This window comes from Flavobacterium sp. J27, from assembly GCF_004303025.1.
GTDB lineage: Bacteria > Bacteroidota > Bacteroidia > Flavobacteriales > Flavobacteriaceae > Flavobacterium.
Genome location: NZ_PJQW01000009.1, coordinates 84,546 through 98,527, shown reverse-complemented (window position 1 = coordinate 98,527; position 13,982 = coordinate 84,546). Strand labels below are relative to the sequence as shown.

The 13,982-nt window shown below is 30.8% G+C and carries 6 protein-coding genes; 5 read left to right on the top strand and 1 reads right to left on the bottom strand.

Annotated features, from left to right (window positions below; genetic code table 11):
* Positions 1-2: 2 nt before the first annotated feature.
* Positions 3-1,775, bottom strand: coding sequence for a 1-deoxy-D-xylulose-5-phosphate synthase (locus CX675_RS13295; RefSeq protein ID WP_130735735.1), 1,773 nt, complete (start codon positions 1,773-1,775; stop codon positions 3-5).
* Positions 1,776-1,813: 38 nt separating this feature from the next.
* Here CX675_RS13295 and CX675_RS13290 point away from each other — a divergent pair, with 38 nt between their 5' ends.
* From CX675_RS13290 to CX675_RS13270, 5 genes are all read left to right on the top strand, one after another.
* Entirely contained in the window at positions 1,814-2,254 is a 441-nt protein-coding gene (locus tag CX675_RS13290) for a nucleoside deaminase (protein WP_130735734.1), read from the top strand.
* 78 nt (positions 2,255-2,332) lie between these two features.
* Entirely contained in the window at positions 2,333-7,834 is a 5,502-nt protein-coding gene (locus tag CX675_RS13285) for an alpha-2-macroglobulin (RefSeq protein ID WP_130735733.1), read from the top strand.
* A gap of 62 nt (positions 7,835-7,896) precedes the next feature.
* Positions 7,897-10,188 carry a penicillin-binding protein 1C gene (gene pbpC / locus CX675_RS13280; protein ID WP_130735732.1) on the top strand — a complete coding sequence of 764 codons (2,292 nt, stop codon included), beginning with the start codon at positions 7,897-7,899 and terminating at the stop codon, positions 10,186-10,188.
* Between the two features lie 71 nt (positions 10,189-10,259).
* Positions 10,260-13,172, top strand: a complete 2,913-nt coding sequence (locus CX675_RS13275; protein WP_130735731.1) for a histidine kinase — start codon at positions 10,260-10,262, stop codon at positions 13,170-13,172.
* Between the two features lie 25 nt (positions 13,173-13,197).
* Positions 13,198-13,950, top strand: a complete 753-nt coding sequence (locus CX675_RS13270; protein ID WP_130735730.1) for a LytTR family DNA-binding domain-containing protein — start codon at positions 13,198-13,200, stop codon at positions 13,948-13,950.
* The last annotated feature ends 32 nt before the right edge of the window (positions 13,951-13,982 follow it).

The window sequence follows — 13,982 nt, the reverse complement described above, 5'->3', positions numbered from 1 at the left end:
TTTTAAAGTAATAAATTGATTTGGTTAATAATAGTTGTAACGCTTATTTGGCTAATATGTTGTAATTCTGGAATACTTCCTTGTTCGATAAAATCGTCAGGTATACCAAGATTGATAACAGTTACAGTGTGTTTTTTTTCTAAAATATATTGATTGATAAGAGATCCGAAACCGCCAATAATAGTTCCGTCTTCTATAGTTATAATTTTTTCATATTGCTTACATATTTTTTCTAAAGCGCTATAGTCTAATGGTTTTATACATAGAAAATGAAAATGACCAATGGCTTCTGGTTGTTCACATAATGAGATAGCTTTGGTTACATTAATTCCAATAGTTCCAGTAGAAAGAAAAGCAATTTTTGAACCTTTTTTTAATTCTTTAGCTTTTCCAAGTTCAATTTTTTCAAAAGGTTGTTGCCAATCTGTAATTTCTCCTCTTCCTCTAGGGTAGCGAATGCTTATAGGGCGTTCTAATCCAAGTTGAGCCGTGTACATAATGTTGCGTAACTCTATTTCGTTTAAAGGAGCTGTAATAATTAAATTTGGAATGCAATTTAAATAAGCAATATCAAAGACACCGTGATGTGTTGCTCCATCTTCACCTACTAAACCCGCTCTATCTAAGCAAAAAATAACAGGTAGTTTTTGTAAAGCTACGTCATGAATAACTTGGTCATAAGCACGTTGTAAAAAAGTAGAATAGATATTGCAAAATACAACCATACCTTGTGTTGCCATTCCAGCAGATAAGGTAACCGCATGTTGTTCTGCTATGCCTACATCGAAAGCTCTTTCTGGAATTGTTTCCATCATATATTTCATGGAAGAACCCGAAGGCATGGCTGGTGTTATGCCAATTATTTTTGCGTTTTCTTTGGCTAATTCTAACAAAGTGTGTCCGAATACATCTTGAAATTTTGGAGCTAATCCTTCTTCGTTTTTGGGATGGATTCTACCCGTTTTAGCTTCAAATTTACCAGGTGCATGATATTTTACTTGGTCTTCTTCTGCTAATTGTAATCCTTTTCCTTTGGTTGTAATAATATGTAGAAATTTTGGTCCTTTAACTTTTTGTAACCGTCTTAATTCTGAGAGTAATTTTGGTAAATCATGTCCGTCTATTGGACCTGAATAGTCAAAGTTTAAAGACTTAATAATATTGTTTTGTCTTGGGTTTTTTCCTTCTTTAACTGTAGTTAAATAGTTTTTTAAGGCTCCCACACTTGGGTCAATACCTATGGCATTATCATTTAAAATAACTAGTAAATTTGCATTAGTAACTCCAGCATGATTCAAGCCTTCAAAAGCCATTCCACTAGCAATAGAGGCATCGCCTATAACGGCAATATGTTGTTTTTCGGTTTCATTCTTTAGTAATGAAGCCATAGCCATACCTAAAGCAGCTGAAATAGAAGTAGAAGAATGACCCACTCCAAAAGTGTCGTAAATGCTTTCACTTCGTTTTGGGAAACCAGAAATTCCGTTTAAATCTCTATTCGTGTGAAAAAGTGTTTTTCGTTCCGTTAAAATTTTATGTCCATAAGCTTGATGTCCTACATCCCAAACCAATAAATCTTCTGGAGTGTTGAAAACATAATGTAAAGCGATGGTTAATTCTATAACGCCTAAACTTGCCCCTAAATGACCTTCTTTCTGCGAAACAATATCAATAATAAAATCGCGCAATTCTTTAGCAAGTTGCGGCAATTGATTTTCAGATAGCTTTCTTAAATCGGATGGATTTTGTATTTTAGAAAGTAAATTTTCAGTCATGTTGCAAAAGTAATAATTGGAAATTGTAATTTTGACAAATGGAAAATATTTTTACTGACGAATATTTTATGAAAAAAGCCTTAGCAGAAGCTGAAATTGCTTTTGAAAAGGGCGAAATACCAGTGGGTGCAGTAATTGTGGTAGAGAATAGAATAATTGCCAGAACGCATAATTTAACAGAATTGCTCCATGATGTTACAGCACATGCTGAAATGCAAGCCATAACTAGTGCAGCAAATTATTTAGGAGCAAAATACTTGAAAGATTGTACGTTGTATGTAACCTTGGAACCTTGCCAAATGTGTGCTGGAGCATTATATTGGAGTCAAATTTCTAAAATTGTTTATGGTGCAGCTGATGAAAATAGAGGTTTTGTAAAAATGGGAACTCAACTGCATCCCAAAACAGCAATTGTGTCTGGAATATTAGAAAAAGAATGCGCTTTACTTATGCGTGCTTTTTTTCGTTTAAAACGCTAAATTTTGTCGGATTTTTATTAAAAAAAACAGTATCTTTAAATTCGAAAAATTCTGTTTCCTTTCTTAATACTTAAATTTATGAAAATCAATCGCTTTCTGAAACTTTTTGTGGTTTTACTACTTCTTGTGTCTTGTTCTAAAGATAGTAAAGACTTTAATTCTAATCCATTATTATTTAAAGAGTATATTTTAAATTTTAGCTCAGGTATTGTTTCAGCCAAAAGTGATGTCAGAATTGTATTAGCTTTTGATAATGCAGATTGGACACAAAATAAGCAATTAGATAATGATTTATTTACCATAAACCCAAAAGTAGACGGTAAAGTAATTGCGCTTTCAACAAATACATTAGCTTTTGTTCCTAATGAAGCTTTAGATTCTAATAAAGAATATCAAATTAGTTTTCATTTATCTGAGATTAAAGATGTTCCTAAAGAATTAAAAAATTTCAATTTTACCCTAAAAACAATTAAACAAGATTTTATAGTTTCTACATTGGATTTACAGTCTTACAGTAAAGATTATATGTATTTGAATGGCGTTCTAACAATGAGTGATGCTTTAGACTTAGAAAGAGCCAAAAAATTGGTTCAAGTAACGCAAGGAGGTAAAAAAGTAACGGTTAAATTTGATAAAGAACTAAGTAACGAGAAAGAATTTAAATTTGTAATCGATAGTATTCAGCGTTTTGTTGAGGACAGCAAAATTGAAATCAACTGGGATGGTAAACAAGAAGGAATTGATCAAAAAGGCAGTTTGGAATATGATATACCTGGAAAAAATAATTTTAAAATAATTAATGTAGAAGTACAAGAAGATAACAGTCAAGTATTGTTGCTTAATTTTTCAGATCCATTAAAAAAAGGCCAAAATTTTGATGGTTTGGTTGATGTAGAATCTGCTACCGATTTAAAATTTTCTACAGCTGGAAATCTTTTAAAAATATATTTTAATGAATCTTTAAAAGGGGAACTTTTAGTAGAAGTGTTTCAGGGAATTCAAAGTGAAGATGGTTATAAAATGAAGCAAAATTTTTCACAAAAAGTTTCTTTTGAACAAATAAAACCTGCCGTTCGTTTCATTAAAAGTGGAACCATTTTGCCTAGCTCTAACAATTTAAAAATAAACTTTGAAGCGGTTAATTTAAGTGCAGTGGATGTAAAGGTGTATAAGATTTTTAAAAATAATATTTTACAATTCTTACAAGATAATCAAATCAATGGCAGTAGAAATCTTCAAAAAGTGGCTGCTCCAATAGCTAAAGAAAAGATTGTTTTAAAAACCAATAATCTTACGAATTATAGTAAATGGGGCGCCTATGCTTTAGATTTGGCAAAAATCATAACACCAGAACCAGGAGCTATTTACAGGGTGGAAATTGGGTTCAATAAAAAATATTCATTGTACAAATGTACGGCTTCAGAAGAAGACAATGATTTAGACGAAGAAGAAAGAGAGGATGATGGAGAAGTGAGAAGTGCTAATTATTACTATGATGATTATTACTATGATGATTATGATTGGTATGAAAGAGAAAATCCTTGTGATAACTCTTATTATTACAGAAATACTATTGCAACGAATGTTGTGGCTACTGATTTAGGGGTAATTGCTAAAAGAGGAGAAAATGGTTCTTATTTATTTGCTGTTAACGATATTCTTACCACAAATCCAATTTCTGGAGCTACCATTGACTTATACGATTATCAGCAACAAAAACTGGCAACAGTAACAACTAATAGCGAAGGAATTGCTACAGCAGAGGTAAAAAGATATGCTTATTTTGCGATTGTTACTAATAATAAAAATACAACTTATGTAAAACTAGACGAAGGACAATCACTTTCTGTAAGTAATTTTGAGGTTAATGGAGAAGCGTTACAAAAAGGACTTAAAGGGTATATTTATGGAGAAAGAGGTGTTTGGAGACCTGGTGATACGTTACATATTGCATTTATTTTAAATGATAATGAGAATAAATTAGAAAAATCGCATCCAATTAAGTTTAAACTATCTGATCCAAGAGGAAAATTAACCTATCAAGCAGTTCAGAAGTACAATGAAAATAATCATTACAGTTTTAAAATTATAACTAAAGACACTGATATAACTGGAAATTGGGAAGCCAAAATATCTGTTGGCGGTGCTCACTTTTTTAAATCGATTAAAATTGAAACCATTAAGCCTAACCGATTAAAAATAAAAAATAGTTTTGCTGATGCCAATATATCTGGAAACAACCCAAACAAAGGTACTTTAGAAGTAAAATGGCTTCATGGCGCCGTTGCAAAAAATTTAAAAGTGGAAATGCAGGCTAAGTTCATGAAAGAACAAACCACTTTTAAAGGATATAGTAATTATGATTTTGATGATGAAGTAAGAGATTTCTATACAGAAGAAGTAAATGTATTTTCAGGTAAAGTGGATGAAAACGGAAAAACTAATCTTACACTTAAACCAGAAATCACAAGTCAAGCACCTGGGAAATTGAAAATTGTAATGCAAACTAAAGCCTATGAAAATGGAGGTGATTTTAGTACAGATGTTGTTACAGCCAGTTTTTCTCCGTATGAAACCTATGTTGGTTTAAAAACCCCAGAAACAAATAAATATGGTATGTTAGAAACAGATAAGATGAATCGCTTTGAAGTGGTTACTTTATCTGAAAATGGAAAACCAAAAGCAGTTAAAAATTTAGAGGTTAGAGTATATAAAGTAGAATGGAGATGGTGGTGGAATAGTGGTGGGGATAATTTATCTCGTTTTAATTCTGATAACGCAACAACAGCTTATAAGAACTTTACTATATCTACAAATAGTAACGGAAAAGGAAGTTTTCAGTTTTTAGTTCCTGAGGGTGATTGGGGTAGATATTTAATTAGAGTTGTAGACCCAAATGAAGGACATGCAACAAGTACTACAGCACTTATAGATTGGCCTTATTGGTCTGGAAAAACAAAGTCAGGTGATGCAGCAACAGCTAGTATGCTTGTTTTTGCTTCCGATAAAGACAAATATGCGGTTGGAGAAAAAGCAATTATATCTTTTCCTTCCAGTGAAGGAGGAAGAGCATTGATTTCATTAGAGAATGGTTCAAAAGTAGTGCAAACACTTTGGACCAATACAACAAAAGGAGAAACGAAAGTTGAAATTCCAGTTACACCAGAAATGGCTCCAAATGTCTATGTAAATATTACTTTGTTAAAACCACATGCTTCTACTTTAAATGATACGCCAATACGAATGTATGGAATTATTCCAATTGAAGTAGTAGATAAAAATACCATTTTAGAACCTCTGGTAGCTATGCCAGAAGTATTACGTCCAGAACAAAAAGCAACCTTAAAAGTCAGTGAAAAGAATGGGAAACCGATGACATATACTGTGGCTATTGTTGACGAAGGGCTGTTAGACTTAACCCGATTTAAAACACCAAATGCATGGGATAAATTCTATTCCAAACAAGCTTTAGGGGTTAAAACTTGGGACGTATATGATGATGTAATTGGAGCATATGGTGGAAAAATAAATCAGATTTTTAGTTTAGGGGGTGATGAAGATTTAGGTGGAGGAAAAGCAAAAAAAGCAAATCGATTTAAGCCAGTAGTAATTTATTTAGGACCTTTCAAGTTAGAAAAAGGAGAAACAAAAGCACATACTATTGAAATGCCGAATTATGTGGGTTCCGTTCGGACTATGGTCGTAGCAGGAGACATTAATTCAAATGCTTACGGAAGTGCAGAAAAAACTACACCTGTTAGAAGTCCTTTGATGGTTTTAGCTTCTTTACCAAGAAAAATTTCTCCAAATGAGAAAATTACTCTGCCAGTTACCGTTTTTGCTATGGAAAAAAATGTCAAAAATGTAACGGTTCAAGTAAAAACAAATAATGGAATTCGAATTTTAGAATCGGCTAAACAACAAGTAAGCTTTAGTTCCCCAGATGAAAAAATGGTTTATTTTAACTTGGAAGTTGGTGAAGTAACGGGTTTAGGTAAAATAGAAGTAGTAGCAACTTCAGGGTCTGAAAAAGCATCTTTCCCTGTCGAAATTGATATTACTAACCCTAATCCAGAAACAACTGATTATATGGATTTGGTATTAGAACCCAATACTACCAAAGCGATTAATTGGGAAACTTTTGGTGTTGCAGGAACAAATAATGCTAGAATTGAAGTGTCTTCTTTCCCAACCATAGATTTTAATAGAAGATTAAAATACTTAATACAATATCCTCACGGTTGTGTAGAGCAAACAACGTCAAGTGTTTTCCCACAATTGTATTTAGCAGATGTTGTCGCTATTGATGATGCTCGAAAACAAAAAATGCAATACAATGTGAATCAAGGAATTCAACGATTAGGAAGATTCCAAGTTTCCAATGGTGGTCTAGCATACTGGCAAGGTGAAGGTTCACCTGATGATTGGGGAACTTCTTATGCAGGTCATTTTATGATAGAAGCAGAGAAAAAAGGATATATATTGCCTACAGGTTTCAAACAAAAATGGATTTCATATCAACAAAGACAAGCGAAACAATGGAGGTATAATTCAGGTTATTATAATGATTTTGCTCAAGCTTATCGTTTGTACACATTAGCGCTAGCTGGTGTAGCCGATTTAGGTTCTATGAATAGATTAAGGGAAACTGTTGGGATTTCAAATGAATCTAAATTACGTTTAGCAGCTTGTTATGCTATTGTGGGTCAAAAATCAGCGGCACAAAAACTAATTTTATCTGTAGGTTCTTTTGAGTATAATTCGAAAAGTTATTATTACTATTATGGTTCAGAAGATCGAAGTAGAGCCATGTTGTTAGAGACCTATTTGTTAATGGATAATAAAACAAAGGCTTTTGAATTAGCCAATGTATTAGCAAAAAATCTTTCTTCGAATCAATATATGAGTACACAAACTACGGCTTATTCGCTTTATGCAATGTCAAAATTTGCAATTAAGAATGGTGAAAAAGGAGTAAATGTTGGTATTAATTTTGGTGGAAAATCGGAAAACTTAGCGACTCAAAAATCAGTTATTGATAAGCAGCTGAATGTAAACAAAGGTAAATACAGTGTTTCAATTAAAAATAATAATAACGGTACTGTTTATGTTCGAGTTTTAAATAGTGGTGTGCTACCTATTGGAGAAGAAAAAGAAATTCAAAAGAATTTAACAGCTGTTGTTTCTTATAGAAATAAAGCTGGTGGCGCTATTAATTTCAATGCAATTGAACAAGGAACAGAAATTATTGGTCAGGTTACCATTAGAAATAATAGTTCAGAGAGGATGAATAACATTGCTTTAACTCAAATTGTACCGTCTGGTTTTGAAATTATGAATTCACGTTATACTGATTTTGGCAGTGAAACGGAAAATAAAGCTGATTACATTGATATTAGAGATGATAGAACCAATTTCTATTTTAATTTAGATATAAATGAATCTAAAACGTTTACCGTTTTATTAAATGCTTCTTTCTTAGGAACCTATTATTTACCTGGAATTCAATGTGAAGCTATGTATGATGATAATTACATCGTGAGAAACAAAGGGCAGTGGATCAATATTATAAAAGAATAATTCAAAAGCTTTTTAGATTTTTTAAAAAGCATAAAATAAAAACAGCCATAGGAATATTTCTTATGGTTGTTTATTATTTTTCGCTACCCAAAGTTCTTTTTGAATCTAATTATACTACAGTTATAGAAAGCAAAGAAGGACAATTTATGGGAGCAAAAATTGCAGATGACGGTCAATGGCGATTTCCAGAAAATGACAGTATTCCTACAAAATTTAAAGAATGTATTATTGCCTTCGAAGATCAACATTTTTATAGTCATTTTGGGTTTAATCCCATTTCAATGTATCATGCATTTCAACAAAATAGAAAGGCTAACAAGGTCGTTAGAGGAGGAAGTACCTTAACGCAACAAGTTATCCGTTTGCATAGAGATGAAAAAAAAAGATCTTATTTTGAAAAAATGTTAGAAGTAATTTTGGCAACTCGGTTAGAATTTCGATACACAAAAGATAAAATTCTACAATTATATGCTGCTCATGCACCTTTTGGAAGTAATGTGGTAGGGTTAGAAATGGCTTCTTGGCGTTATTTTGGTTTGCAACCACATCAGTTGTCTTGGGCAGAAGCGGCTACTTTAGCAGTTTTACCCAATGCACCTAGTTTAATTTATCCTGGTAAAAACCAAAATAAATTATTGACTAAAAGAAATCGATTATTAAAAAAAATATATGAGAATAAAGTTATCGATAAAGAAACTTATGAATTAGCTTTGTTGGAACCATTGCCTCAAAAGCCATTTGCTGTTCCTCAAATTGCACCACATTTATTACAAAAAATTGCAAAAGAACATCATGGAGAAAAAATTAAAACAACGGTTCAATTAGATGTTCAAGAACGAGTTAATGATATTGTAACCCAATACTATAGTTTATATAAACAAAATCAGGTTTATAACATAGCAGTTTTGGTAGTAGATGTAAAAACAAGAAATATTGTTTCTTATGTAGGTAATAGTCCAACAGACAAGGACCATCAAAAAGATGTTGATATTATTGACGCACCGAGAAGTACAGGTAGTATTTTAAAACCTTTTTTATACGCATCTATGTTAGATGATGGTGAGATTTTACCCAACACATTAATTCCTGATATTCCTACACAAATTTCGGGATACACACCTCAAAACTATGATTTATCTTATGATGGAGCAGTTGCTGCAAACAGAGCTTTAGCACGTTCCTTGAATATACCTGCCGTATTGATGTTGCAAGATTATTCGGTAACTAAATTTTATGAGCAACTGCAGAAATTAAAATTGCGAGATGTAAATAGACATCCTTCTAATTATGGACTCTCTCTAATTTTGGGTGGAGCAGAGACGAATCTTTGGGATTTGTGTCGTGCTTATTCATATATGGCAAATACGTTGACAAATTATAACCAAACGCAAGATGAATTTCGAACAAATGAATTAGCAGATTTAAATTATAATGTAGCCATAAAAACAAATTTTGGTCAGCCAAAAAGAGAAAAGAATGTATTTAGTGCAGGAGCTATTTGGCATACTTTTAATGCTATGAAAGAAGTTAATCGTCCTCAAGGTGATGAAGCATGGCGATTTTATGATTCTTCCATTGAATTGGCTTGGAAAACCGGAACCAGTTTTGGCGGTAGAGATGCTTGGGCAGTAGGAATCACTCAAGATTATGTTGTGGGTGTTTGGGTTGGAAACGCAACTGGTGAAGGACGACCTCTTTTAACGGGTGTAGAAAGTGCAGCACCTATTTTATTTGATGTTTTTCGTTTGTTTCCCAAAGCAAATTGGTTTACCATACCTTATAATGATATGGAAGAAAAGCGAGTTTGCAAACAATCTGGATATTTAGCTCAGGAAAATTGTGAAGCGATACTACAATGGATTCCAAAAAATGATAAAAAAACGAGCAATTGTCCTTTTCATAAATTAGTTCATTTAGATAAAACCGAGCAGTTTAGAGTAAACAGTTCTTGTGAACCTATTGACGAAATAGTGTCTAAATCATGGTTTGTTTTGCCTCCTGTTATGGAATGGTATTATAAGAGTAAGCATGCTAATTATAGTGCACTTCCGTCTTTTCGATCCGATTGTATTGATGTAACCAATGAGAAAAAAATGGATTTCATTTATCCAAATCCCAATGCTACAATTATTCTTACTAAAAATTTTGAAGGTAAAATACAACCTGTAATTTTTAAAGTGGCACATTCTAAAGCGGACACTGAAGTTTTTTGGTATTTAAACGAAGCTTACCTAGGAAGTACAAAAACATTTCATGAAAAGCAAATTATTGCTACTACTGGAACATATGTTCTTACGGTTGTAGATGAATTTGGCACAGAGATTAAAAGAAAAATTACGATAGAAAAAGAATAACTCAGAAAGTCAGAAGTGGTTTTCAGAAATAAGAAGTTGCGGTGTGCTTTTAAAATTTTATTTTTGGATAAGTGAAAACGCATTTATTATATTATTTCTTTTTACTTCTACTAGTAAATATTTTATTTGCTCAAGATCCTATTGCTTTAAAATTAACAGAAAAAGAAGGCTTGCCAGACGTTGAGTTTTATGATATAATTGAAGATAGTACAGGATTCATTTGGTTAGCAGCAGATAAAGGATTATATAGATTTGATGGGAAAGAGTATGTGCAATTTTCTCATTCAAAAAAAAGAGGACTTTCTGTTTTTGGTTTAAAATTTGATCCAAAAAAACAGCTTTGGTGTAACACTATTTCTGGACAGTTTTTTTACATTAAAAACGAAAAATTAGAATTGTTTTTAGATTTAAAAAATGAATTAAAAGGGGAGTTAGCTGAGTTTTTTTTTCTAGACGAAGCACTTTTTATTTTTTCTAACTCGGTTCTTATTTCGGTTAATTTACTTACTAAAGAAAGAAAAGAAATTAAGTTACCCGTTACTTTTAAATATCCAGTTATTAGGGCTCCTTTTCTTGTCAATAATAAAATTTATTTTACAGCAAATGATTTTATTTTTTCAGTTTCTAAAACAAATTCAGTTGAAAAAATAAGTCAAAAGTTACCCGTATTTGGAAATAATTTCTTTCCAAAATTTTTTAGATTTCAAAAAAAGGAATACCTACTTATATATGATATTATTTCTAATAAAAACCTTTTTTTTGAAATTAAAGAAAATACATTAATTGCGACTTTTTTTCCAAAAGAATTGCAGAATACTAGAATTATTAAGATTTTAAATTATTATGATGAATTATGGTTTTGTACTTCAAACGGACTTATTCTGGCAGATAAAAATGAAGATGTAATTACTACTAAAGATATTTTCTTTAAAAATGATTTTATTACAAATGCGATACTTGATGAAAATAAAACGCTTTGGTTAACCACTTTAACAAATGGTGTCTTTATTGTTCCAAGTCTACAAATAAAGCGGTATGAAAATTTAGTTACTAATGAAGTGATTTCCGCAACTGCAAAAATAAATGAAAACGAAGTCGCTATTGGTACTACAAAAGGGAATTTGTTTCTTTTAAACCTAAAAACAGGAGAAAAAGAGAATATATTTCTTAATAATAAAAGAAAAATTACTGCACTGTTGTTTTTACCACAACAAAATGAAGTATTAATAAGTACAGAAAATTTTTCTTTTTTGTATTCCTTCGATTCTAAAAGACTAACTTCTTTAAACTGTATTTTTAATGCAAAAGATTTACACCAAGTTAATAATTCTAATCAAATTATTTATACTGGTTATGATAGAGCAACGGTCTTTGAATATAAAAATAACACATTAGCCGAAATTAAACGATTAAACAATAATAGGGCTTACAATTGTTTTTTTAATAACGACACACATGAAACGTATGTTTCTTTTGTAGATAATTTATTGGTTTATGATGCTTCTTTTAATCCTACTGTTTTAAAGTATAAGAATCAAAGTATAATAGCTAGAAGTATTTCAAAAACTGCAGACGGAACGGTTTGGGTAGCTACTTTTACAAATGGAATTTTAGGCTTTAAAAACCATCAAATTGTAGGTAAAATTGATGAAGAAAATGGTTTGAAATCAAATGTTATTCATGAAATTAAAGGTGATGGTTCTAGTTTGTGGATTGTTACTGATCAAGGTATTCAAGTTTTTAATACGACTAAAAATAGTTTTAAATCCACACTCATAAACGCTGCAAACTTTGTTGGAAACATACGAGATATTATTGTAAATAAAGAAAGTCTTTATTTTGTTAGTCAAGAAGGTATTTTTGAAATTGAAAAAATGATTAAATCAAAAGCCTATTATCCAAAAGAAGTTTATGTTAAATCAATAATGATCAATGAAAAGGATACGCTTATTCAAGACCACTATGAGTTACCTTATGAAAAAAATAGGATTAAGATTGCCTTTCATAACAATGGCTATTTTCCTAAAGAAGAATTGCAATTTTCGTATCGATTAATAGGTTTGCAGGAACAATGGATTCCGATTGAAAAAAATGTTAATTTTGTGAGTTTTAATAGTCTTCCACCTAAAGCTTATACTTTTGAAGTAAAGGCTGAAAATTCAAACGGGAAAAGCTTTATTTCAAAAAAAATAAATTTTCAAATTAATCTTCCTTATTGGAAAAGATGGTGGTTTGTCCTACCTATTTTCTTATCTGTTTTTGGAATAATAATACTTTTTTATAGAAACAAATTAGCCATAAAAGAAAAAGAAAACGAGTTGGTTTTAAAGAATACCAGATTTGAAAGCGAATTAGCAGTCTTAAAATTAGAGAACTTAAAATCGCAAATGAATCCGCATTTTATTTTTAACGCTTTAAATTCTATACAAGAATACATTGTTTTAAATCAAAAACATTTGGCTAGTTCTTATTTAGCCAAATTTGCCGATTTAATTAGAGCGTATCTCAATCATAGTTCTAAAGGATACTTATCTTTAAAAGAAGAAATCGAATGTTTGAATATTTATCTTGAATTAGAAAAACTAAGGTTTGAAGAAAAATTTAGTTATAAAATCATTAATTTAGTGAGTAAAGATGAGGTTAAAATACCTACGATGTTAATTCAACCCTATGTGGAAAATGCAATTAAACATGGTTTGTTACATAAAAAAGGAGATCGATTTCTGAAAATACTTTTTGAAATTTTAGCGGATAATCAAATGTTAAAATGTATTATTGAAGATAATGGTATTGGTAGGGAAAAAGCCGCACAACTGCAACGTAAAAGACATCAGTCATTCGCCACTCAGGCAAATAAAAATAGATTGGAATTGCTCAATTTTGGAAAAGAAAAAAAGATAGGGGTTACAATTGAGGATGTAAAAAACGAAAACAATGAAGTAATAGGAACAAAAGTTATTTTAATAATACCAATTTTAAAATAGAAAAAATACGATAAAATATAAGAATATGAAAGCTATAATTATTGATGATGAACCAAAAGCTAGAAGTTTGCTAGAGATTTTAATTCGTGAAAATGTAGCTAAAATTGATACTATTTTTCAGGCAGAAGATTTACTTACAGGAGTAGAATTAATCAAGAAAAATAAACCACAGATTGTTTATTTGGATATTGAAATGCCTGAACATTCTGGATTGGAAATTTTAAATTTTATAAACAAAGATGAATTTAATTTTGAAATTATTTTCACTACAGCATATAGTGACTATGCGATTAAAGCTTTTCAACTAACAGCTATAGATTATTTGTTAAAACCATTGCATGCTGAAGCAGTTAAAGAAGCAACTGAAAAAGCAATACTTCAAATTGGTAAATCTGAAATTAGTACAAAATTAGAAGAATTGAAAAAAAGCTTAAAAACTGCAAATTTTAATAAAATAGGATTGCCTTTTGCAGATGGATTTAAATTTGTAAATTTTGAAGATATCATTCTTTTTGAAGCAGACGGGATGTATACCAAAGTTAGTACAATAAAAGAAAAAGAGTTATTAGTATGTAAGCCATTAAGACATTTTGTTGAAGTGTTAGAATCTCAATCGAACTTCTATAAACCGCATCGTTCTTATTTGATTAATTTAAAATATATAAAAGAATATATCAAAAAAGAAGGTGGATATATTGTTATGGATAATGATAAATTAGTTTCTATTTCAAATGATAAAAAAGAAGAGTTTTTAACAATAGTTCAGAATATAGGCTAATATCTTTAGCAAGTCAAAACCCAATTTCAGAA

Excerpts from the sequence above, each read along its gene's own strand:
- CX675_RS13270 (WP_130735730.1), top strand. The coding sequence starts at position 13,198 with ATGAAAGCTATAATTATTGATGATGAACCAAAAGCTAGAAGTTTGCTA.
- CX675_RS13290 (WP_130735734.1), top strand. The coding sequence starts at position 1,814 with ATGGAAAATATTTTTACTGACGAATATTTTATGAAAAAAGCCTTAGCA.
- CX675_RS13295 (WP_130735735.1), bottom strand. The coding sequence starts at position 1,775 with ATGACTGAAAATTTACTTTCTAAAATACAAAATCCATCCGATTTAAGA.
- pbpC (WP_130735732.1), top strand. The coding sequence starts at position 7,897 with ATGGTTGTTTATTATTTTTCGCTACCCAAAGTTCTTTTTGAATCTAAT.
- CX675_RS13285 (WP_130735733.1), top strand. The coding sequence starts at position 2,333 with ATGAAAATCAATCGCTTTCTGAAACTTTTTGTGGTTTTACTACTTCTT.